Below are 22198 nucleotides of genomic sequence, written 5' to 3'. Positions count from 1 at the left end.
ACCTCTCTTCTTTAAATTCAGATTAAATCTGTTCGGCCATTTTGCGAGTCGTATCCAGTAACCGATTCGCAAAGCCCCATTCGTTATCACACCAGCATAAAAGCTTTACCAACCGCTTATGGCTAACGCGAGTTTGCGTACCATCCACAATTGACGAATGAGGATCGTGGTTAAAGTCGATAGAAACCAGTGGCTCTTCGGTATAATCCAGAATGCCTTGCAACGCACCAGCGCTATGCTCTTTGAGCACTTTATTGACCATTTCCAGCGTCGCGTCACTATTTAGCGTAACGCTTAAGTCCATTGCGGTCACATTGGTGGTTGGCACCCGCACAGCAATGGCTTCAAAGCGCCCTTCTAAGTGCGGCAATATACGCTCAATGCCGCGCGCTAATTTTGTATCGACCGGAATAATGGAACGGCCTGCGGCACGCGTACGACGTAAGTCTGGATGGTAAGCGTCTATAACCTGTTGGTCGTGCATTGCCGAGTGAATCGTAGTGATAGCACCTGAGTCTATACCAAAAACGTCATCCAGCACTTTAATAACCGGGACAATACAGTTCGTGGTACAAGAGCCGTTGGAAATCACTTTATGTTCGGGTGAAAGTTCGTTTTCATTCACGCCGTAAATAGCGGTAAAGTCGACGTCAGGTTTCCCCGGGTGCGAGAACAGTACCCGCTTAACACCTTGCTTTAAGTAACGTTGACCGTCGTCCTGAGAACCGTAAACCCCTGTGCAATCGACAACAAAATCGACGTTATAGGAACGCCAGTCTATCGCTTCAATTTCAGTTTCATGAGCTAAGGCTATATCATCACCGGCAACCGTGAGTTCATCATTTGATTGCGTTACCTTGAAACCGAAGCGACCATGGCTCGAGTCGTACTTCAGTAGGTGAGCTATCGCTTCCGAAGCCGCTGGTTCGTTGATTAGCACCACCTGAATACTGTCTCGGTAACCATTTTCATAAAGCGCACGCAAAAAGCTTCGGCCAATACGACCGAAGCCATTAATTGCGATACGAACGACTTTGCTCATTTACGCGTCCAATAAACGTTTGGCAGCGGCCACAGCGTTTTCAGCGGTAATGCCAAAGTGCTTGTATAAATCACCGGCAGGCGCTGACTCACCAAAAGTGGTCATGCCTATTACTTCCCCGTTTAAGCCAACATACTTCATCCAAAAATCGGTAATACCCGCTTCAATCGCAACACGGCATGTTACGTTTGCCGGTAAGACCGACTCTTTATATTCAGTGCTTTGAATATCAAACACATTGGTCGATGGCATAGAAACAACGCGCGCCTTACGTCCTTCTTTAGAGAGTTGTTCGTACGCTTCAACCGCTAAATCCACTTCCGAGCCAGTCGCAATGAAAATAACGTCAGGTTCGCCGTCGCAGTCTTTCAGGATGTAACCACCACGAGCAATACTTGCCACTTGCTCTTCGTCACGCTCTTGCTGCTGCATTCCCTGACGACTAAACACCAATGCCGACGGTGTTTTACTGCTTTGTATTGCTGCCCCCCAGGCTACTGCGGTTTCCACAGGGTCGCATGGGCGCCAGCATTGCAAGTTCGGTGTTTGACGTAAGTTTGCTAACTGTTCAACCGGTTGGTGTGTGGGGCCATCTTCACCCAGTCCAATAGAGTCGTGGGTGTATACAAAAATACTTGGCTGTTTCATTAACGCCGCCATACGAACCGCATTACGTGCATATTCCATAAACATCAGGAAGGTCGCGCCATAAGCTTTGAAGCCGCCGTGCAGTGTCACACCGTTCATAATGGCCGACATACCAAATTCGCGGACACCGTAGTAAACGTAATTACCGCTGGCGTCTTCTGCTGTCACACCCTTAGCACCGTCCCATAACGTGAGGTTAGAGCCCGCCAGGTCAGCTGACCCACCTAACAGTTCTGGCAGTTTCGGTCCTAGTTCGTTTAATACATTCAGTGATGCTTTACGCGTTGCAATGGCTTCCGGAGCGTTCTGTAGTTTCTGTGCGTAATTGAAGACCGTTGTCGAGAAGTCATCCGGAAGTTCGCCATTCAGTCGGCGCTGTAACTCTTTTGCAAGTTCCGGGTGCTCTTGTTCATAGGCTACCCAGCGCTTGTTCCACGATGACTCCACCGCAGCGCCTTTGTCTTTTGCTGACCACTGCTGATAGACATCAGCAGGGATTTCAAAGGCATCGTGCGACCAGTTCAACTGCTTGCGAGTAGCTTTAATTTCATCGTCACCCAGAGGTGCTCCGTGACAGCTTTCAGAGCCTTGCTTATTCGGCGAGCCAAAGCCTATAACGGTTTTACAAATAATCAGTGTTGGCTTCTCAGTTTCTGAGCGTGCTTCTTCAATAGCTTGTGTAATTGCTTGTGCGTCATGACCGTCAATCGCTTCAATAACCTGCCAGCCATAAGACTCAAAACGCTTAGCGGTATTGTCGGTAAACCAGCCTTCAACTTCACCGTCAATTGAAATACCGTTGTCGTCGTAAAACGCGATCAGCTTGCCAAGACCCAGAGTGCCTGCCAGCGAGCAAACCTCGTGAGAAATACCTTCCATCAAGCAGCCGTCACCCAGGAATGTGTATGTGTGATGGTCGATAATATTGTGGTTTTCGCGATTAAATTGTGCCGCAAGTACTTTCTCTGCCAACGCCATACCAACAGCATTAGCAATACCCTGACCCAAAGGGCCGGTCGTCGTTTCAATACCAGGGGTATAACCATACTCGGGGTGGCCAGGGGTTTTAGAATCCAGCTGACGGAATTGTTTTAAATCATCAATGCTTAAGTCGTAACCCGTCAAATGCAGCAATGAGTATATCAACATAGAGCCATGACCGTTCGACAGCACAAAGCGGTCGCGATCAGCCCAGTCCGGGTTATTCGGGTTATGCTTTAGGTAGTCACGCCACAGCACTTCTGCGATATCTGCCATGCCCATTGGCGCGCCGGGGTGTCCCGACTTGGCTTTTTGAACTGCGTCCATGCTGAGTGCACGGATGGCATTGGCGAGATATTGACGATCTAACATGAAAAACCCCCTGAGGATGAAGAGCAACTTGCGATGCGCGTATTCTCCACATTTCAGGGGGTACAAGCAAATTTATTGGTTAATTTCTGGCTAAATATCGGCCTGTAAATCGGCAGCCTTGTCCGTTTGTTCCCATGGCAAGCCATCACGACCAAAGTGCCCGTATGCCGCTGTTTGCTTATAAATAGGACGCTCTAAGTCGAGCATTTTAATCAAGCCATAAGGACGTAAATCAAAATGACGGCGCACCAGTGCAATTAATTGCTCCTCTGAGTGCTTAGACGTACCGAAGGTATCAATGCTAATAGAGGTCGGTTCAGCAACACCAATAGCGTAAGAAATTTGCAATTCGCAACGCTCTGCTAAACCGGCTGCAACCAGGTTTTTAGCAACATAGCGGGCAGCATAAGCCGCACTACGGTCAACTTTTGACGGGTCTTTACCTGAGAAAGCACCACCACCGTGACGTGCCATACCGCCATAGGTGTCGACAATGATCTTACGACCCGTCAAACCACAGTCACCCATAGGTCCGCCAACAACAAAGCGTCCGGTTGGGTTAATATGGAATTGCGTGTCTTTGGAAATCCACTGCTCCGGCAATACCGGTTTAATAATTTCTTCCATCACCGCTTCACGCAAAGTTTCCTGAGTAATGTCTTCTCTGTGTTGCGTTGACAGAACCACAGTATCAATGGCGACGGGCTTGCCGTTCTCATAAACAAAAGTCAGCTGGCTTTTAGCGTCAGGGCGTAACCAGTCCAGCGTGCCGTTGTTACGCACTTCCGACTGACGTTGCATCACTCGATGCGCATAAGTAATTGGTGCAGGCATTAGAACGGAGGTTTCGTTCGAGGCATAGCCAAACATCAGCCCCTGGTCACCTGCGCCCTGTTCTTCAGGGTGAGCACGGTCGACGCCCTGATTAATATCGCCACTTTGCTTGCCTATGGCGTTTAAAACCGCACATGACGCACCGTCAAACCCCATATCGGAATGTCGATAGCCGATGTCTTTGACGGTTTGACGAGCCAGGTCTTCAACATCAACCCAGGCTTTTGTTGAAATTTCACCGCCAACCAGCACCATGCCGGTTTTAACGTAAGTTTCACAAGCAACACGGGCTTTAGGATCTTTTGCTAAAATGGCGTCTAAAACCGCATCAGATATCTGGTCGGCAATTTTGTCCGGATGCCCTTCGGACACTGACTCTGAAGTAAACAGGTGACGTGACATATGCCCACTATTCCTTTATTTTGATGAAATCACTCAATACTGGTTGCATAATGTAACCGATCACTCTGTTTTTTTCTACTTCTGGACGTCTAAAAGTCCGAATAAGGCAAATAGCATGCGAGTACCGCGGATCTATCACCCTGATCCCATCGACCTAAACGTTGAAGCCGAACTGAGTGCTGACGGTTTTCAACACTTGATCAAAGTGCTGCGTTTAAACGTAAACGATAGCATTGTCCTGTTCAATGGGGACGGCAAAAACTACCCGGCAACCATCACTCATGTTGCGAAAAAGTCTGCGTCCTTTAAGGCAACCGCAGCCGAAGCGAACGATATTGAATCTCCGGTTCATGTGCACTTAGGACAAGTTATTTCGCGTGGCGACCGTATGGACTTCGTGTTGCAAAAATCAGTGGAACTGGGGGTCAGCGAAATTACGCCGTTGTTTAGCGAGCGCTGCGGCGTAAAGCTCAGCGGTGACAGGCTCGAAAAAAAACAGCAACAATGGCAGAAAATAGTGCGCTCGGCTTGTGAGCAGTGCGGCCGCAGTGTAGTACCGGACGTTAAACCGGCACAGACGCTAGAAAACTTTATAAACAACAGCTTTGACGGCTTGCGGTTAACGCTCGATCCAACAGCAGAACAGCCGCTGTCATCTTATACTCAAGCTGACAAGGGTATTCAGTTACTGATTGGTCCCGAAGGCGGTTTTACCGATGACGAAGTCAGCAACGCGGCAAGCCAGGGCTTTAAACCCATGAAGTTAGGCCCAAGAATATTAAGAACAGAAACCGCAGCGCTCTCTGCTTTAACCGCTGTGCAGTATCAGTTTGGCGATTTACGCTAAAGGAGTTTATATGAAAAAGTTAGCAATGGTGATGGACCCTATCGCCGACGTAAAGACCGAGAAAGATACCAGCTTCCGCTTATTACTCGAGGCACAAGCGCGCGGCTATCAATGCTTCTACCTGGAGCTGGGCGACTTAGTTATCGACAACGGAAACCCGATGGCGTTCGCACAGGAGGTCACTGTCCGCGACCAAAAAACTGACTTTTATGACCTTGGTGACAGCGAATACCTGCCTTTGGAAAGCTTCGATGTCATTATGATGCGCAAAGATCCGCCGTTTGACAGCGAATTCCTTTATGCCACGCACATATTAGAGCTTGCCGAACATCGTGGCAGCCTGGTAGTGAATAAGCCGCAAAGCCTTCGTGACTGTAATGAAAAGCTGTTCACCTCGTGGTTTGCGGACGCTATTGCTGACACCGTGGTCAGTGCCCGTGCAGACGTTATAAAAGCATTCCACAAAAAGCACGGCGATGTCATTTTGAAGCCGTTGGACGGCATGGGCGGCGCTTCAATTTTTAAAGTCACCGAAGACGGTAACAACCTGAGCGTTATTATTGAGACCCTCACCGAGAAAGGCCAGCGCTACGCCATGGCTCAGAAATATTTGCCGGAAATTAAAGACGGTGACAAGCGCATTCTGATTATTGATGGTGAGCCGGTGCCTTACTCATTAGCTCGTATTCCCAGCGCCGGTGAAACTCGCGGTAATTTAGCGGCAGGCGGCAGCGGTCGCGCACAGCCGCTTTCCGACAGTGACTGGGCGCTAGCACGTAAAGTTGGACCTGAACTGAAAAAAAGAGGCCTTATTTTGGTTGGTCTGGATGTCATTGGCGACCGTATAACAGAAATAAACGTAACCAGCCCAACCTGCATGCGGGAAATTGAAAACGCTTACGATATCAATATTGCCGAATTGGTGTTTGAAGCTGCCGAGTCGAAATTAAATTGAATTTCCTCTTTGCGCCCCCATATCGAAAGTAGAGATTATCGTTAAGGAGTCGGTGAATCGATGAACAGCTTACAAAACCATTTTTTGATAGCAACACCCATGCTAAACGATCCAGCGTTTAAACGGACCGTTACCTACATTTGTGAGCACAATGAAGAGGGCGCTATGGGGCTGGTCATTAATCAGCCTGCGGAGCTCAGCGTAACGTCGTTACTGGATAAATTAGAAATTGTTTACCCGGATAACAACGAGTATCTGCAAGGCCAGGTTTATCAAGGCGGCCCTGTCGGTCGCGAGCGTGGTTTTGTCATTCACCCGCCACAAGATAACTGGCGTGCGAGTATGAAAATGAGCGACGATATTATGGTCACCACATCGCGTGATATTTTGGAGGCGCTGGGCTCTTCGGCCGCACCGCAGCACTTTTTGCTGACACTGGGTTACGCGGGTTGGGAAGCGGGCCAACTAGAAGAGGAAATGGAAGAGAACTCTTGGTTAGCGATACCTGCCGACCCTGAGCTTTTATTCAATACTCCTGTCAGTGAGCGGTGGCAAAAAGCGACCGAGAAGCTCGGTTTCGATGTTTGGAAATTGGCGCCTGACGTAGGACACGCATGAGCACCATAATTGGCTTTGACTTTGGCACCAAGAGTATCGGAGTTGCCGTTGGTCAAAGTGTTACCGGGACAGCGTCACCGCTTAGCGCTTTAAAAGCCAAAGACGGCATTCCTAACTGGGACGCTATAGAGCAATTATTTAAAGAGTGGCAGCCAGAGCGCTTGGTTGTAGGGCTACCTTTAAACATGGATGGTAGCGAGCAACCGCTCACCCAACGTGCCAAAAAGTTCGGTAGTCGCTTACATGGACGTTTCGGCTTGCCCGTATCTTTTCAAGACGAACGGTTGACTTCAACGGCTGCACGCGAAGAGCTATTTAACAGCGGCGGCTATAAAAAGCTCGAAAAAGGACTTGTCGATAGTCAAGCCGCACTGCTAATTGTCGAGGATTTCTTGAGCAATTCTTTGCCAACCAGCGATAATTCGTTATAGTGTGCTCAGTAATCAGTTGATGTGACAGGAGCTGACCTTGTTTGGTAACGAAGAACCGTATTCAGTTACGGGCAATACAATTCTCTTAAAAGATGAAAATAAAAAACTTCTCTTAATTACTGGGCCTAAATACGACAACATTCTCGTATCGCGCAGTGGCGTTGAGTTTACTGATTTGCCGCCAGAGCGTCGCCCTGGACTCCGGCTGGTCTCTTTACTAGAAGTCTTTAAGAAAGAAAAAACCTACTTTTTTGTCCGTGCGGGCGGTGTCGAGTACCAAATCGACCTTAAATTCGAAGAAAGCCCCATTACGGAAATGAAGTTTTAAGGACGTTAAGGAAGCCAGCGTGACACATCATAACGGTGCGTTTTTCTGGCTTTCTCTCAGTTTTTTACTGTTATTTTCCTCGAGCAGCCTTGCTCAATCTTTTTTTCAGCTTGATGAAAAAGACAACCAACTCCACTTTTCGTATCACTGGGACGACTTCGATGGTAATCAAAACGCCATAGAGTTTTCCGCCCACAAAAAAGACTTCCTGGACCCCTTAAAGCGTTACCGCGGGTTTAATCGTGAACGCAGTCAGCGTGAATTAAGCCGCCAGCTCAATCGATACATTCGCCAGCAAAATTGGCAGGGTATTCAAGCAAAACTAACCCCCAGGCAGCAAAGCGTGGAACTAGTGACAAGTCGGGCGAGAAACCAAGAGCAGCAAGCTCAACTCGAACAGTACAAGAGACGCTTGCGCGAGTACTACAATGAGCGCTGGACTGACTATCTGGACTCCAATTTCTACGAAAGTATCTCACTGCCACCTGGAGAGCGAGGCATCATTCCAGACCATGCCGCTATAGCCAGTGAAATGGAGAACGTCATAAAGCCGCTAATTAATGCGATTGGCGAGCAGTTGGGCGACAATACACAGCGAAATTACATTAATTATGTGACCAGTTTCCTACAGCAAATACCTTACAACGAATTGACCAACAAACTCGACAGCCGGGGCGATGGCTTTATTCCACCGAATCAACTGATTTATTACAACCAAGGCGACTGCGACAGCAAAGTGACGCTAATGACGGCTATTATGCGTAACATTATCAATAACGCTAAAATGGCAATTATTTACTTACCCGAGCATGCGGTTTTCGGCATCAATATAAGCAAACGTGACAGTGACACGACCATTGAGCATGAGGGCATTCAATACGTGCTGGTTGATGTTACCGGCCCCGCCGCTATGCCGGCGGGAACCGTAGGTGAAGATACCGAGTTTCATATTCGCACCGGTCAGTACACTGTAAAACCCGTGAATTAATTTCCCCGCTTTATAAATGCTCTTCCGCAAATTGTGCCAAGGAGCTGCGTACCACACCGTTTAAGTTAACAGTCGCACTGCCCGGGTAATCTTTAAAACGTTCCACAATATAAGTCAGGCCCGATGTGACCGCGGTTAAGTAATAACTGTCTATTTGCGCCAGGTTCCCCGATACAATCAATTTCGTGTTCTCCCCACAGCGAGTTATGAGTGTTTTAAGCTGTGAGGCCGTTAAATTCTGCGCTTCATCCAGAATGACAATGGCGTTTTGAATACTGCGTCCACGCATAAAGTTTAAAGACTTAAACTGAATGTTCGCCTTTTTCATAATGTAGCTAAGACTCGACTCCATGCTTTCATCATGCTTGTGTAAAGCTTCCAGTGAGTCGGTAATAGCCGATAGCCAAGGTGCCATTTTTTCTTCTTCCGTACCTGGCAAATAGCCTATCGACTCAGCAATTTCCGGCGTATTGCGGGTCACAATAATTTTTTCATAAATGCCCTGCTCAACCACCATTTGCAAAGCCGCCGAAAGCGCCAAAAAGGTTTTTCCGCTCCCGGCAGGCCCCGTTAGAATGACCATATCCATATGGGTGTCTAATAAAGCATGTAGCGCCATTGCCTGATAGATGTTTTTTGGTCGCACTCCCCAGGCGTCATACGACATTAGCCGTTCAACGCCTAAGTCCATAAGGGTTACCGAGTCTTTGTCGTAGGTATCCACCCGGGCCGCAAAGCTGCTGGTTTCATCAATAATATATTCGTTGGCAAAAACCTGCGGCAGCAGCTCACGCCCCATTGTATGGTAGGCATCGCGTCCTTCCTGATGGGTTTCCACGCTACCGACCTGCGACCAGAAATCCCCTTCAAATTTATAAAAGCCTTTGGTCAGTAAGCGAATATCGTCAATAAGCTGATCGGTACGGTAGTCTTCGACATATTTCATGCCCGCGCCTTTGGCTTTCAGACGCATATTAATGTCTTTTGTCACCAGCACGACTTCTGCCGGAGATTTATCTTTTTGAATTTCCAGTGCAGCCTGAATAATACGGTGGTCATTCTCGGATAAAGATAGCACCGACTCGTTTTGTTCCAACTGATAATCCGGGAATATTGCCAAGGTGCCTTGAGCGTTGTGCTCGCCGTGCATACGGCTGAGTTTTACACCATCAATAATTTCATCCGGCCGAGCTTCTTTTAATGCCTCTTCTAAAGAACGAATCGCCACCCTCGCCTCACGGCTGACGTCTTTATTTCGGTCTTTAATTTTGTCGAGTTCTTCGAGAACAACCATTGGTATAATAACGTTGTGCTCGTCGAAGTTGAGGAAGGCAAGAGGGTCATGCAGTAGAATGTTGGTGTCGAGGATGAAGTATTTACCCGCTTTATTTTCAGACATAGGCATTTACCTTTTGTCGTTACTGTTTAATTACAGCTTAGCCTAAAATTAATGACAAAATAGTGACACAGAGAAAATTTTTTCTCGGAATTTTTCGGTGAATTCAGTACCATTGCCGCCCTTAAATAAAGCGATTGGGAGTTCTGCAGTGAGTGAATTTAGAGTCGGCCAACGGTATCTCAGTGAAACTGAAACGGAAATGGGGCTTGGCCTTATCACACAAGCAGAGGGACGCCACATAACCGTTATGTTTCCTGCCAACGGTGAAGTGCGCTTATATGCCGCACAAGAGGCGCCTTTAGCCCGTTACCTATTGCAGGAAGGACAGCAAGGGAAACACGCCGAGGGCTGGACTTTTATTATTGAGGAGCTGTCTGAAGCGGCAGGCATTGTCACTTACCACGGCACACGCGAGGACACCCAGGAAACAGTCACGGTTCCTGAACCACAGTTGTCGTACCAAATTGACAACAACCCAGCGCTGACCCGTTTACTGGCGGGACAAGCCGACCGCTTAGATATGTACCAATTACGCTGCGAAGCGAATCAGCATTTGGCTGCGTATCAAAACAGCGAAGTCGCCGGACTTTTGGGTGTGCGCACGCACTTACTGCCACATCAGTTATATATTGCAAAAACAGTGGCTGACCGCTACCACCCACGCGTTCTTTTAGCCGACGAAGTAGGCTTAGGTAAAACTATTGAAGCTGGCATGATCATAAAGCGCCGACTGATGACCGACCGCTCCAGTCGAGTTCTGATAGTGGTGCCTGAATCGCTCATGCATCAATGGCTCATCGAACTGCGTCGCCGCTTAGCTTTAAGCTTCACTCTGTTTGACGAAGAGCGTTGTGAGCAAGCCTCGGAAGATACAGGAAACCCGTTTCTCACTGAGCAGCATATTATTGTCAGTAGTGACTTTATTAAAGAGCCGAAATGGCAAAGTGCTCTATCGGACGCTGATTTCGACTTACTCGTCATTGACGAAGCGCACCACTTACAACCCGACGCCGATGAGTTTGCGCAAGTCAAAGCACTGTGTGAATCCATTCCCGGCCTATTGCTGTTAACAGCAACGCCTGAGCAAGAAGGTTCGGAAGGACACTTCCTGCGTTTGCAACTGCTGGATCCTGATCGTTTTAATGACTACGAAGCCTTTTTAACAGAGCAAGAGCATTACAAAGAGCTCGCCGAACAAGCAGAATCAATTACCGATAACGAGAAACTCGATGAGCTTCTCGATAAATACGGTACCGGTCGAGTCATGTTCCGAAACCGTCGTGCGGACATTGGCGGCTTTCCCGAGCGCCGATTCCATCCCATAGAACTGCCTGAGTTTACGCCAGAAGAGGGTATGCCCTGGTGGATGGATGATCCACGAGTCGACTGGCTCATTAACCACCTTAAAGAGAATCGCAATACTAAAGCGCTCCTCATTTGTAAAACTGCTGAGCAGGTACTCGACTTATCGGAAGCATTGCGCGTTTTAGCCGGGCTTCAGGCGGCCACCTTCCATGAAGGCATGACACTGACTGAACGTGACCGTTCCGCAGCATTCTTTGCAAGTGAAGAAGACGGCAGCCCAGTGTTATTATGCTCTGAAATTGGCAGCGAAGGCCGTAACTTTCAGTTTGTTAGCCAACTGATTTTATTCGATTTGCCAACCAACCCCGATTTACTCGAGCAGCGCATTGGCCGTTTAGACCGAATTGGTCAGCAAAATACGATTGATATCTATCTGCCTTATACTTCAGGTTCAAGCGAATCCATTTTGCTGCCGTGGTATGAACAAGGCATGAATGCCTTCCGCCAGTGTAATGCCATTGGTCGTAAACTTTACGACGCCTTTGGCACCTTCATTGAAGCGGCACTTCAAAAACATCACCCCTTGTCCGACGACATTATTCAGCAAACTCAAGAGTTGAGTGATGCATGGCGTGAACTTAATAAGCAGGGTCATGACAAACTGCAGGCAATGAACGCCTGCCGCCCCGAGCAGGCCGAGCGCATTATCGGGAATATTGAAACAGACTCAGACGTCGATACCGTCGCGGACTTTATGCTCGCATTTTGGGACCGCTTTGGTGTCAATAACGAAGTACTGGACGAGAACCGTTGGTTTATTCGCGCCAGCGAACACATGCGCATACCAGGGCTTCCAGGTCTGCCGGAGGATGGCATTACTGTCACCTTCGACCGGGTAACAGCACTTAACTTTGAAGACGTAGACTTTCTTAGCTGGGACCATCCGATGGTTCAGGCCGCGTTAGAACTGCTGTCCGCCGACGACTTTGGCAGTACGTGCGTTGCTCAAATGAAAAACACCGCCATTCCGGCAGGCAGTTGGTTTCTCGAACTGGACTTCACCAATACAGTAACGGCTCCTGCTAAAACCGCGGCTCAGGAATTTTGTCCGCAAGGTAACCTGCGTTTGTTACTCGACAGTCAGGGCCGAGAGCTGTCCGATAAAGTCTCCCGTGAGCTACTTGATCAGCAAGCCAGTTTTCTCGACAAAAAAACCGCTCGTCAAATTTTGAAGCAGCTACGAGGCCCGGCTCAAGACCTGATACACGGAGCCCAGGACCAAGCTCGCAGTTGGCAAGAACGGTTGGTTAAGGCGCAGCAAGAAAAAATCAGTGAGACACTGCAACGCGAGCTCAAGCGTCTGGAAGCATTAAAGGACGTGAACCCATCCGTTCGTGAGTCAGAAATTGAGGCTCTCAAAGAGCGCCAAGCCACTTTGTTGGCCGCAACCGAGCAGCCACAACTGTCGCTAACAGCTATTCGCATATTGGTGAATAATCACTAATGGCCCTTTTGCATTATCGACCACCGTTAGAGCCTTACCTAAAAGTTATTTACGAGGACTCTGAATTGCTGGTGGTTGATAAGCCAGGGGGCTTGCTCAGTGTGCCTGGTAAGCATATTGAGCATCGCGACTCTGTATATACCAGGGCACAGCGTGTGTTACCCGATATTCGAGTTGTTCACCGACTCGACATGGCAACCTCGGGGGTTATTTTGCTGGCAAAAACTCGCCATGCTCAAAGCCATATTAGCCGTCAATTTCAGCAGCGCGTGACTAAAAAGACGTACATTGCTGACGTGTGGAGCCGCTTACCAGCGCAACAAGGCGTTGTTGAACTCCCGCTGTCGTGTGACTGGCCGAACCGCCCTCGCCAACACATGGACTTCTTCACCGGCAAAGACAGCACCACGGGTTACCGCGTGTTAGCAACTAATGAAAACTATTCACGGGTTGAGCTCTACCCGCATACCGGACGTTCACACCAGCTTCGCGTGCACATGCAGGCGTTAGGTTGCCCCATTTTGGGGGACAAGTTTTACGCACACACTGACGCCTTTAACATGACTGAGCGATTACACTTACATGCTCATTCATTAACGATTGCCCACCCTCTCACCGAGCAAGCCGTTACTTTCACAAGCCCGCTGCCTTTTTAATTTTTTACGCCTTTTTATTATCAAGTTCCGTTCCCTAAAGCCGATATTACGACTATGAAACGTCATTTTCTTATCGCCTTTTTGCTGTTTTTCGTCACTGCTCCTGTGTTGAATGCACAGGACGATTTGCAGCGTTACCTTCCCGAAGACCAGCTTCATTGGTTAACGGACGGTGACGCTGCACGCTTTTTAGTGCTAAAAAAAGAGTATTTACAGGCGTTTGAGAGTGGACAAATGACGCTTATTCCCGACTGGCATTATCATCCGCTGCAGTCATTTTATGTCAGTTATTTGTATAACGTCGCACCGGACTTTGGCTGGACCACCTGGGCGTTGACACCACCGGATAACACCATTCGTACAGACAACCTGCAAACGCCCGCTACAAGCACGCATTTTCCACAGCAAGCCGATGACAGTGTATTTGAGCCTTTAGTTGCGGCGCTTGAAAACCGCATAGCGCTATTGCAGGACGAAACCCTAAGCCGGCCTGGGTTTGCCGTTTGGGTTGTAGAGGGAATAACCGCCGATATTACGTTGCGGTTACTCGAAAAAACGCCCTCAATGATGCCCGATGCATTGGTGATAGTGAATGCTTACATTCCTCAGTATCATTTCAACAAGGCGCTGTCGGAACGAATCGCTAAGTCGCCGCTGCCTATTCTGGATATTCGAACTGCCGAGAGTAATCACTGGCTCGACGCTCAGTGGACATTACGAAAAAAACTCGCCACCAAATACCAACACGTTTCTTACCGTCAGCGAAAACTACTCAGTTCCGGTAACTCAGGACGAAAAGAGCTGCGCTCTACCGTAAAAGGCTGGCTCGAATTCCACGGTTATTAACCACAACTACCGAATGTTTCGGTGCTCTTTCACCTGTTCATACGCCGCCTGAATGTCACGAGCTTTTTGCTGCGCCTGCTTCATCACCTCTTCCGGAAGCCCTTGTGAAGCCAGCTTGTCCGGATGGTGTCGCGCCATCAACTTCCTGTACGCCTTTTTAATTTCCGCATTGCTGTTTTTTTCAGTGACACCCAATATTTGGTAAGCGTCTTCTAAATCACTTTTCGTCGACGACTGGCGTCCACCGCTGCCGGCGTGACTGCGCTGACGCTGTTGATGAAAGCGAAACGCCGCTTTTTCCATCATTAGCCACTGATCGAGCTGAAAACGCGTAAAACCTAAGGCTTTCGCCACGTCCACCAAGACTTCATGCTCAGCTTTTTCAAGCACGCCATCGTTCAGCGCCAGGCCAATTAATTGCTCCATGAACAGCTGAAGAACATCTCGATTGCCGTAAAACGACGCACTAAAATCTTTCATCACTTGTTGCAGTGGAAAAGTGGGTTCTTTGCCTTCACGAAAAGCATCTTGCGCTTCTTTGGTGGCATCTGTTCCCAGTTTTAATTGCTGCATTAAATACTGCGCTTGTGCAATGTCACGCTCAGTCACTCGCCCTTTCGCTTTGGCCACATGCCCCATCACCGCAAATAGGGTATAAATAAAGTTTGCATCCCCCACCGCTTTTTCAGCACCGTATAAGAAGCGTCCCCAGGCACCCCGCTTGGAAAAATCCTGCGCCATACCACGGTCAAACCAATGACCAACCAACGCCCCCAAAATAGCCCCGGGCCACTTCATAAAAGCGAAACCGGCTAACGCACCTATTACCTTTCCCCAAATCATCGATACTTCCTTACTTGTTGATTCAGTTGCTCAAGCCGCTCCGGTGTGCCTACATCTGTCCAAAGGCCTTTCATTACAGATGCAAGGACGTTTTGTTCTGATATGGCTTTCTCAAAAAACGGTTTTAACGGAAGTTTGCCCTCAGGGTATGGCTGCAGTAACTCTTTTCGATACAAGCCAATACCCGCAAAGGTTTTTGACTCACCTAGCGGCTTTTCAACTAAGCAGCCGTCGACAACACCAAAGTCACCGTCAGGATTATGCGGTGGGTTATCAACCATCAGCAAATGCGCCAGCTTATCATCGGGTAGGCTTTTCGGCAGCTCAGAGTAATCCCAGTCCGTCCAAATATCCCCGTTAATGACCCAAAAAGGATCATCTCCGAGCAGCGGCAACGCTTGAATAATACCGCCGGCGGTTTCAAGCCCGCCCTCGGGCTCCGGAGAGAATGACACCTGAAGCTGCCAGTCAGAGCCGTCTCCAACAAAGTGTTCAATTTGCTCGCCTTTCCAGGCATGGTTAATAACCACTTCAGTCACTCCGGCCTTCGCGAGCTTTTCTAAGTGGAAAGCCAATAAGGGCTTTCCGGCGACAGGCAGCAGGGGTTTTGGCTGGTTATCGGTCAGTGGACGCATACGCTGCCCGCGACCTGCAGCTAAAATCATTGCTTTCATTGCTGCTCCCACGCTGGCAACACACGCTCATTGAGCCAGGCGTTATATTCTTCCAGCTCACTGTATCGCTGGCTGACGCGTTCTAAATAACCCAAGGTTCTGGGCACGTCCTGCAGGTACCCCGGCTTTTTATCGCGATGTGCCAGGCGTGCAAATATGCCTGCCGCTTTGGTATGACGCTGCATGCCCATTAAGTCAAACCAATGCTGCCATTGGTCTGATCCAGTCTGTGCCGCCAACCGATTCGTTTCTATTAAATGTTGGCGCAAACGGTCACTCAACTCATCAACCAATGCATCTGGCCACTCGATGTAGCAGTCGCGCAACAGCGACACAGCGTCATAAGTAATAGGGCCCACCACTGCATCCTGAAAGTCGATAATGCCAATACGGTCATCGCTCAGCAGCATTAAGTTTCTGGAATGGTAGTCGCGATGCACGCCAACCTGGGGTTGCGACAATGCATTACTGATCATTTTATCGCAAAAGTCGTTCCAAATACGTTCATCTTCAGGCTGCCAGCTTATGGTTAAATGAGTTCCCAATAACCAGTCCTTGAACAACCCTAACTCACGTTCCAACAGCGCTTCATCAAACTTGGGCAAGTCCCCTTTTCGGGTGTTGGTGACATCCATAATATTAGGTAATGCAGCAAGGGCTTGCTCATAAAATTGACGGGCATTACGGGCGTGAAGCTTGCTCAGTAACAAAATTTGGCCAAAATCTGACTGCAGCATAAAGCCATGTTCAGTGTCAGCCGCAATCACTTCCGGTACAGTAACGCCAGCATCACGGTACGCTTCAGCAACCGCCAAAAAAGGTTCCATAGGCTCTTTATCTGGAGGACAGTCAACCGCAATAAGGCTCTCGCGGCCGTTTGTCGCTCTAAAATAACGACGAAAACTGGCATCTCCCGACACCACTTCCAGGGTAGATTGTGTTACTCCGGTTTGCGACTCACACCAGGCTTGCAGAGCCAGCTCTCGCTTGTCTTCCAAAATGTCCTCCAGAAATATGCTTTATATGCCTAAACTTGCAGTGTATCAAATAGCGAAACAAACAAAATTGCTTTATTATATTGCCCTTTACGCAGATACAATAACGCTAACAACAACAAAAACGGATGACTCATTTGTTACTTAGGCTTACCACAGTAACGTCGCTACTGGCTGTCCTGCTTTTAACGCTTTCAGGTTTGGCATCAGCAGCGCCGCAAAATTCAGTATCCCAACCTATGGTATGCCAGGCAGTGCCTGTTGAGAGCATCGCCGATAAGTCCGTGCGCCTGCAAGCAACAAAGGCTGGCGAGATAGGCGTTGAGTCTAAGTCGGCTCGTATTCTATCCAATGACAAAGCTTACTTTGAAGGTAATGTCATTATTCAGCGCAATGGCCAGTGGCTGTCAACTCAAGCGGCAACCCTTGATCAGCAAAAAGGTCAAATTGAAGCCAGCAATGGTATTAACTTCAGCGACGGCTACTTAAACGTCAGTGGTGAATCGCTGTTTCTGGATTTAAACAGCAACGAAGCCCGACTTTACTCCAGCGACTATCGACTGGAGAACGTCAACGCTCGGGGACACGCCGAGCTGCTGTCCTTGTCACAGCAACAAGTGCTTCTGCAAGACTCCAGCTTCACCACCTGCCCCGGCGACACGCCAGCCTGGCAATTAAGAGCAGAGCGCATTGAAATAGACGAGAACAGCGACTTCGGTGAAGCCTGGCATGCCCGTTTCGAACTATTTGACGTACCCATTCTTTATTTGCCGTACTTCAACTTCCCAATAAGCGACGCCCGCAAAACCGGCTTTTTGTATCCAACCTTTGACTCGTCATCTAATAACGGCTTTGAAGTTGAAGTTCCTTATTACTTCAATATTGCACCAAACATGGATGCCACGGTAGCGCCGGTTTATATGTCTGAGCGCGGCACCATGCTGACCGGGGAGTATCGTTATTTATTTGATGAAAGCGCCGGCCAACTAAACCTTGAATATTTAAATAATGACAAAGCTATTGCCACCGAAGACAGTCGTTACCTTTGGCATGTTCAACATAAAACCCAATTTAACGATAAGTTGAGCCTGTACCTGGACGGCACGCAAATAAGTGATGATAACTACTTAAATGATTTTGGCAGCGACTTTGCCGGGCGTGCTGACACTCACTTATACCGGGTAGCTCAACTTGATTACATCAATGAGAACTGGACGGCTCAGGTTCGAACGGAAGATTACGAGATTTTGGGCGACTACTTAAGCCCATTCCGAACGCTGCCGCAAATAAGCCTGAACTATCAGCAAAATAAGTTTACCGGTTTTAGCACCAACCTTTACACTGAACTCACTTATTTCCAGAATCAAGACAGGGCGAGTAATTACGCGACGCGAGCTCATATCGAGCCCAGCTTCAAGTACCGCTATGAAAAACCAGCTTTTGACGCAGAAGCTGAACTGTCTTACTTATTTACTCGCTACCAGCAACAAAGCGACGACATCCGGCTAGACGAAGATGTCACCCGGACATTACCCAGAGCGCGACTGCAGGCTCAACTGCATTTAGAGAGAAGCACCAGCGATGGCTACCGTCAAACCTTGTCGCCGCAAATTCAGTACTTATATGTACCTTATGAAAATCAGCAGAACATCGGTATTTATGACACAGCTCTTTTGCAGGATGACTATTACGGTTTATTTCGCAGCCGTCGTTTTTCTGGGCTAGACCGCATTGCCGAAGCCAACCAGATAACTTACGGCCTAACCACAAGCCTCTTTACAGATAATGAGCGCGAAGTATTACGAGCCAGCCTCGGGCAAATATATAACATTGAAGACAGCCGCACAGCACTGTTAATTGAAGAAACGGAAGAGCCTACCTTCACCTCCAGTAACAGCGAATGGGTGGCGGATATCAACTGGGCTATGACTGACGAGTGGTCACTGAAAAGCTCCATTCAATACGATACGGAACTTAACAGCACTCGTAAGAGTCAGACCGCACTGGAGTACCGGAAAAACAGCGGTAATTTGGTGCAGGTGAGTCATCGTAAGGCCACCAACATTCTTAACAACGATATTGAGCAAGTGGGTACTCAGGCCGTATTTGCCGCCAGTAAACAATGGCAAGTCGCCGCCAATGTGTTTTATGACTTAACACACGACCGGGTAAATGATGCTATGGTAGGCGTTCAATACAGCAATTGTTGTTGGGCTGTTCGCGTCAGCGCTTACCGACGCATTAATCGTGACCTTGAACCTGCATTTAACAATGCGACAATCAACGCTGGTACCGAGTTTGACAATGGTATTAGCATACAATTTATTATTAGCGGTTTAGCCTCTGACAACCGGGGGCTGATAGATATGCTTGAGAAAAGTACGTACGGTTATCGCCGTCCTTTTTATCTCAGTAACTAGTGGTAGGTAGAATGAAAAAATTGGTAGCTTTTTTTGCAACGGCAATGCTTCTGGCGACGCCTTTGCTGGTCAGTAATACAACTCACGCACAACAACTTCTGGACCGGGTTGTTGTGGTTGTTGATGATGGCGTTGTATTACAAAGCCAAATTGATCAACTGGTGCAACAAGTAAAAGCCGGTAACAACTTCAACTCTGCGAACGCACCTTCTGACGAAGTGTTAGAAACTCAGGCTATAGAGCGACTTATTTTGCAGGAAATTCAACTGCAAATGGCTGATAGAATGGGCATTGAGGTTAATGACTCTCAACTGGAGCAAGCCATTAACGGTATTGCGCAAGAGCAGAACCTGAGCATTGATGAGCTCCGCCAAAAAATGGCTGACAATGGTATTAGTTGGGCAAGCTACCGTGAGAACGTTCGTAATGAAATTACCATCCAGCAAGTTCAGCGCGCAGCCGTTCAACAACGTGTTTCTATTACGCCTCAGGAAATTAATAACCTGGTCAAGCTAATAGACAGTAACCAAAGCACTCAAACCGAATACCGCTTAGGGCAAATTCTTATTGCTGCAGACTCTAATTCATCGCAAAGTGAGCTGGAAAAAGCGAAAGATCGTGCTGACACCGTCCTTCGTTTACTGGACGAAGGCAGCGACTTTTCTGACTTAGCAATTCGCTCCTCTTCAGGCTCTGCCGCATTAGATGGCGGTGACATGGGCTGGATGACAATTAACAGCATGCCAACCTTGTTCGCAGAAGCGGTGGATGGAAAACCTGCTGGTGAAGTGGTTGGCCCTATTCGCAGTGGTGTTGGTTTCCATATTCTGAAAGTTCAGGACAAACGCGGCGAGCAAACCGTTGAAGTCGAAGAAGTGAAAGCTCGACACATTCTTATTCAGCCATCAGTAATTTTATCGGACAATAAAGCAAAAGAAATGCTAAACACATTCCGCGAACAAATTGCTGCCGGCGAGAAAACCTTTGACGAATTAGCCAAAGAGCATTCGTCAGACCCGGGTTCTGCATCACGCGGTGGTGACCTAGGCTGGGCTCGTCCTGACAAGTACGCGCCTGAGTTTAAAGAGAAAGTAGAAACCATTGCTGCAAATACCATTAGTGAACCCTTTAAGACTCAGTTCGGTTGGCACATTGTCGAAGTTACAGACAGACGCACAACCGACGCAACGGACGAAAGCAAACAAGAGCGTGCTTACCAAATGTTGTTTAGTCGTAAGTTCCGTGAAGAGTTGGACAACTGGCAGCAGGAAATGCGCGATCAAGCTTACATAAGACGGGTTGCTGAGTGAGTTACCCAACCCTGATATTTACTCCGGGCGAGCCCGCTGGTATTGGCCCGGATTTAATTTTAAAAGTGGCGCAGCAGCCCTTAGAGGCTGCTGTTGTCGTTTGTGCTGACAAAAATATGTTACGGGAAAGGGCAGAGCTTCTGAACTTGCCGGTGACGTTCCATAAGTACGAAAAGGGGCAAAAAGTGCCTAAGCACGAAGCCGGGCACTTATGGGTAGAGCATTTGCCGGTTTGTGAGCCAGTAACAGCGGGTGAACTTACCGTCGCCAATGGCCATTACGTTGTTGATTGCTTAAAGCGCGCCTCAGACGGCAACCTTGCCGGAGAGTTCGACGCTATAGTGACAGGTCCCGTGCATAAAGGCGTCATTAATCAGGCCGGTGTCGCGTTTTCCGGACACACGGAGTTTTTAGCTCACGAGGCCGACTGTAATGACGTTGTCATGATGTTGGCAACCGAGGGGTTACGCGTTGCATTAGTCACCACTCACATACCTTTGGCGTATGTTTCCAGAGCAATTACCAAAGAACGCTTAACCAATATTTTGACGATTTTGCACAACGACTTGACCAACAAGTTTGGAGAAGTTCAGCCTAAAATTTTAGTGTGCGGTTTGAACCCCCACGCGGGTGAATCCGGACATTTAGGTCATGAGGAAATTGATACCATTGCGCCAGTCATCGAAACACTCAATGCCGGCGGCATGAACTTACATGGCCCATACCCGGCTGATACCATCTTTCAGCCCAAATATTTGGACGACGCCAGTGCTGTTGTCGCCATGTACCATGACCAGGGGCTGCCAGTCTTAAAATACAAAGGCTTTGGGCAAGCGGTCAATATTACACTCGGTCTGCCCTACATTAGAACATCGGTTGACCATGGTACGGCACTCGACTTAGCGGGTACCGGCAATATAAACGACGGTAGCTGCCGCTTGGCAATACAAACCGCTATTGATATGGCAAACGCAAGTTATTATGAGTAAACACCACAATCATTCCCAGACCCACCTGGGTCACCGCGCTCGTAAGCGCTTCGGTCAAAACTTTTTAAATGACGATGGCATTATTGAAGAAATAGTGGATGCCATTAACCCTGAACCGGGCGAAAACTTAATTGAAATTGGTCCCGGTTTAGCTGCATTAACCGAGCCAGTGGCCGATCGCAGCGGTCATTTGAAAGTTGTCGAAATTGACCGTGACTTGGTTGAACGCTTGCGTACGCACCCGTTTTTAAACCAAAAGCTCGACGTAATAGAAGCAGATGCACTTAAGACTGACTTTCGCCAATTTGCCGCGGAAAAGCCAGCTCGTGTGTTCGGTAACTTACCTTACAATATATCCACGCCGTTGATTTTTCATTTACTGTCATTCGCAGACAGCATTGAAGATATGCACTTTATGCTGCAAAAAGAAGTCGTCGACCGTTTAGCGGCACAACCTGGCTCAAAAAACTATGGCCGCATTAGCGTTGGTGTACAACAGGCTTGTGAAGTGACGCCGGTTGTTTACGTGCCACCATCAGCATTTACACCGCCACCCAAGGTAGAGTCAGCCGTAGTACGTTTAACGCCGTATAAAGACAGCCCGTACCCGGTTAAAGACCGCAAACAGCTACACAGTTTGTGTTTGACAGCTTTTAATCAACGTCGTAAAACAATAAGAAATAACCTCAAGGGGCTAATACCCGCTGAACAGTTAGAGTCTCTGGGTATTGACCCTTCAGCAAGACCAGAAACGCTATCCGTTGAGGATTATTGCAAGCTTTCAGATTGGTTAACCGAGCAGGCTGAGTAA

At 48.3% G+C, this 22198-nt stretch carries 20 protein-coding genes; 13 read left to right on the top strand and 7 right to left on the bottom strand.

Annotated features, from left to right (window positions below; genetic code table 11):
• Nucleotides 1–22 precede the first annotated feature (22 nt).
• The 3 genes from epd to metK form a co-directional block, all read right to left on the bottom strand.
• Nucleotides 23–1042 carry an erythrose-4-phosphate dehydrogenase gene (gene epd, locus B3850_RS00640; RefSeq protein WP_286875967.1) on the bottom strand — a complete coding sequence of 340 codons (1020 nt, stop codon included), beginning with the start codon at nt 1040–1042 and terminating at the stop codon, nt 23–25.
• Nucleotides 1043–3043, bottom strand: coding sequence for a transketolase (gene tkt / locus B3850_RS00635; RefSeq protein WP_286875969.1), 2001 nt, complete (start codon nt 3041–3043; stop codon nt 1043–1045). It lies immediately after the preceding gene.
• Nucleotides 3044–3133: 90 nt separating this feature from the next.
• Complete coding sequence (gene metK / locus B3850_RS00630) at nt 3134–4279, bottom strand: methionine adenosyltransferase (protein WP_058577044.1); 1146 nt, start codon at nt 4277–4279, stop codon at nt 3134–3136.
• A gap of 115 nt (nt 4280–4394) precedes the next feature.
• On the opposite strand from metK, the gene B3850_RS00625 reads away from it, so the two are divergent.
• The 6 genes from B3850_RS00625 to B3850_RS00600 are packed head-to-tail and all read left to right on the top strand — an operon-like array spanning nt 4395 to nt 8446.
• A complete protein-coding gene (locus tag B3850_RS00625; RefSeq protein ID WP_286875971.1) occupies nt 4395–5126 on the top strand; it encodes a 16S rRNA (uracil(1498)-N(3))-methyltransferase in 732 nt (243 codons plus the stop codon).
• A gap of 10 nt (nt 5127–5136) precedes the next feature.
• The gene (gene gshB / locus B3850_RS00620; protein WP_053953907.1) at nt 5137–6081 is read left to right on the top strand and encodes a glutathione synthase; all 945 of its coding nucleotides are present in this window, start codon (nt 5137–5139) and stop codon (nt 6079–6081) included.
• Nucleotides 6082–6141: 60 nt separating this feature from the next.
• Nucleotides 6142–6699, top strand: coding sequence for a YqgE/AlgH family protein (locus tag B3850_RS00615; protein WP_286875972.1), 558 nt, complete (start codon nt 6142–6144; stop codon nt 6697–6699).
• Nucleotides 6696–7130 carry a Holliday junction resolvase RuvX gene (gene ruvX / locus B3850_RS00610; protein ID WP_286875974.1) on the top strand — a complete coding sequence of 145 codons (435 nt, stop codon included), beginning with the start codon at nt 6696–6698 and terminating at the stop codon, nt 7128–7130. Before B3850_RS00615 ends, ruvX begins: the two co-directional genes overlap by 4 nt.
• A 37-nt stretch (nt 7131–7167) precedes the next feature.
• Nucleotides 7168–7458 carry a hypothetical protein gene (locus B3850_RS00605; protein ID WP_053953904.1) on the top strand — a complete coding sequence of 97 codons (291 nt, stop codon included), beginning with the start codon at nt 7168–7170 and terminating at the stop codon, nt 7456–7458.
• A 19-nt stretch (nt 7459–7477) separates the two neighbouring features.
• Nucleotides 7478–8446 (top strand): hypothetical protein, encoded by a 969-nt coding sequence (locus tag B3850_RS00600; protein WP_286911227.1) that lies wholly within the window; start codon nt 7478–7480, stop codon nt 8444–8446.
• A gap of 10 nt (nt 8447–8456) precedes the next feature.
• On the opposite strand, the gene B3850_RS00595 is transcribed toward B3850_RS00600, so the two are convergent.
• Complete coding sequence (locus tag B3850_RS00595; RefSeq protein ID WP_407716541.1) at nt 8457–9851, bottom strand: PhoH family protein; 1395 nt, start codon at nt 9849–9851, stop codon at nt 8457–8459.
• Nucleotides 9852–9993: 142 nt separating this feature from the next.
• Here B3850_RS00595 and rapA point away from each other — a divergent pair, with 142 nt between their 5' ends.
• Genes rapA through B3850_RS00580 form a run of 3 tightly spaced genes read left to right on the top strand, consistent with a single transcriptional unit; the run spans nt 9994 to nt 14156 of the window.
• Nucleotides 9994–12654 carry an RNA polymerase-associated protein RapA gene (rapA, locus tag B3850_RS00590; protein ID WP_286875979.1) on the top strand — a complete coding sequence of 887 codons (2661 nt, stop codon included), beginning with the start codon at nt 9994–9996 and terminating at the stop codon, nt 12652–12654.
• Nucleotides 12654–13310 (top strand): pseudouridine synthase, encoded by a 657-nt coding sequence (locus B3850_RS00585; protein WP_053953900.1) that lies wholly within the window; start codon nt 12654–12656, stop codon nt 13308–13310. Before rapA ends, B3850_RS00585 begins: the two co-directional genes overlap by 1 nt.
• 54 nt (nt 13311–13364) lie before the next feature.
• On the top strand, nt 13365–14156 hold the full coding sequence (locus B3850_RS00580) for a DUF3530 family protein (RefSeq protein WP_053953899.1): 792 nt from the start codon (nt 13365–13367) through the stop codon (nt 14154–14156).
• A 6-nt stretch (nt 14157–14162) separates the two neighbouring features.
• Here B3850_RS00580 and djlA read toward each other — a convergent pair whose 3' ends face one another.
• Genes djlA through B3850_RS00565 form a run of 3 tightly spaced genes read right to left on the bottom strand, consistent with a single transcriptional unit; the run spans nt 14163 to nt 16671 of the window.
• Nucleotides 14163–14999 (bottom strand): co-chaperone DjlA, encoded by an 837-nt coding sequence (gene djlA, locus B3850_RS00575; protein ID WP_053953898.1) that lies wholly within the window; start codon nt 14997–14999, stop codon nt 14163–14165.
• Nucleotides 14996–15673 (bottom strand): N-acetylmuramate alpha-1-phosphate uridylyltransferase MurU, encoded by a 678-nt coding sequence (gene murU, locus B3850_RS00570; RefSeq protein ID WP_058577050.1) that lies wholly within the window; start codon nt 15671–15673, stop codon nt 14996–14998. The genes djlA and murU overlap by 4 nt, the downstream gene beginning before the upstream one ends.
• Complete coding sequence (locus B3850_RS00565) at nt 15670–16671, bottom strand: aminoglycoside phosphotransferase family protein (RefSeq protein WP_286911225.1); 1002 nt, start codon at nt 16669–16671, stop codon at nt 15670–15672. Before B3850_RS00565 ends, murU begins: the two co-directional genes overlap by 4 nt.
• A gap of 125 nt (nt 16672–16796) precedes the next feature.
• Here B3850_RS00565 and B3850_RS00560 point away from each other — a divergent pair, with 125 nt between their 5' ends.
• Genes B3850_RS00560 through rsmA form a run of 4 tightly spaced genes read left to right on the top strand, consistent with a single transcriptional unit; the run spans nt 16797 to nt 22198 of the window.
• On the top strand, nt 16797–19088 hold the full coding sequence (locus B3850_RS00560; RefSeq protein ID WP_286911224.1) for an LPS-assembly protein LptD: 2292 nt from the start codon (nt 16797–16799) through the stop codon (nt 19086–19088).
• 11 nt (nt 19089–19099) lie between these two features.
• Nucleotides 19100–20398, top strand: a complete 1299-nt coding sequence (surA, locus tag B3850_RS00555; protein ID WP_058577053.1) for a peptidylprolyl isomerase SurA — start codon at nt 19100–19102, stop codon at nt 20396–20398.
• Nucleotides 20395–21387 (top strand): 4-hydroxythreonine-4-phosphate dehydrogenase PdxA, encoded by a 993-nt coding sequence (gene pdxA, locus B3850_RS00550; RefSeq protein WP_126752345.1) that lies wholly within the window; start codon nt 20395–20397, stop codon nt 21385–21387. The genes surA and pdxA overlap by 4 nt, the downstream gene beginning before the upstream one ends.
• Nucleotides 21380–22198: a 16S rRNA (adenine(1518)-N(6)/adenine(1519)-N(6))-dimethyltransferase RsmA gene (gene rsmA / locus B3850_RS00545; RefSeq protein WP_126752344.1), complete on the top strand. Its 819-nt coding sequence runs from the start codon at nt 21380–21382 to the stop codon at nt 22196–22198. The genes pdxA and rsmA overlap by 8 nt, the downstream gene beginning before the upstream one ends.

This window comes from Idiomarina sp. UBA4520 (assembly GCF_002388365.1).
Lineage (GTDB): Bacteria > Pseudomonadota > Gammaproteobacteria > Enterobacterales > Alteromonadaceae > Idiomarina > Idiomarina zobellii.
Note: the sequence above shows the minus strand (reverse complement) of the source record. Positions and strands in the feature narration are given on the sequence as shown.

Bases quoted from the DNA above. Each gene is read 5' to 3' on its own strand.
- B3850_RS00625 (WP_286875971.1), top strand. From the start codon at position 4,395: ATGCGAGTACCGCGGATCTATCACCCTGATCCCATCGACCTAAACGTT.
- B3850_RS00585 (WP_053953900.1), top strand. From the start codon at position 12,654: ATGGCCCTTTTGCATTATCGACCACCGTTAGAGCCTTACCTAAAAGTT.
- djlA (WP_053953898.1), bottom strand. From the start codon at position 14,999: ATGATTTGGGGAAAGGTAATAGGTGCGTTAGCCGGTTTCGCTTTTATG.
- gshB (WP_053953907.1), top strand. From the start codon at position 5,137: ATGAAAAAGTTAGCAATGGTGATGGACCCTATCGCCGACGTAAAGACC.
- tkt (WP_286875969.1), bottom strand. From the start codon at position 3,043: ATGTTAGATCGTCAATATCTCGCCAATGCCATCCGTGCACTCAGCATG.
- ruvX (WP_286875974.1), top strand. From the start codon at position 6,696: ATGAGCACCATAATTGGCTTTGACTTTGGCACCAAGAGTATCGGAGTT.
- B3850_RS00615 (WP_286875972.1), top strand. From the start codon at position 6,142: ATGAACAGCTTACAAAACCATTTTTTGATAGCAACACCCATGCTAAAC.
- B3850_RS00560 (WP_286911224.1), top strand. From the start codon at position 16,797: ATGACTCATTTGTTACTTAGGCTTACCACAGTAACGTCGCTACTGGCT.
- metK (WP_058577044.1), bottom strand. From the start codon at position 4,279: ATGTCACGTCACCTGTTTACTTCAGAGTCAGTGTCCGAAGGGCATCCG.
- epd (WP_286875967.1), bottom strand. From the start codon at position 1,042: ATGAGCAAAGTCGTTCGTATCGCAATTAATGGCTTCGGTCGTATTGGC.
- murU (WP_058577050.1), bottom strand. From the start codon at position 15,673: ATGAAAGCAATGATTTTAGCTGCAGGTCGCGGGCAGCGTATGCGTCCA.
- B3850_RS00595 (WP_407716541.1), bottom strand. From the start codon at position 9,851: ATGCCTATGTCTGAAAATAAAGCGGGTAAATACTTCATCCTCGACACC.
- rsmA (WP_126752344.1), top strand. From the start codon at position 21,380: ATGAGTAAACACCACAATCATTCCCAGACCCACCTGGGTCACCGCGCT.
- B3850_RS00580 (WP_053953899.1), top strand. From the start codon at position 13,365: ATGAAACGTCATTTTCTTATCGCCTTTTTGCTGTTTTTCGTCACTGCT.
- surA (WP_058577053.1), top strand. From the start codon at position 19,100: ATGAAAAAATTGGTAGCTTTTTTTGCAACGGCAATGCTTCTGGCGACG.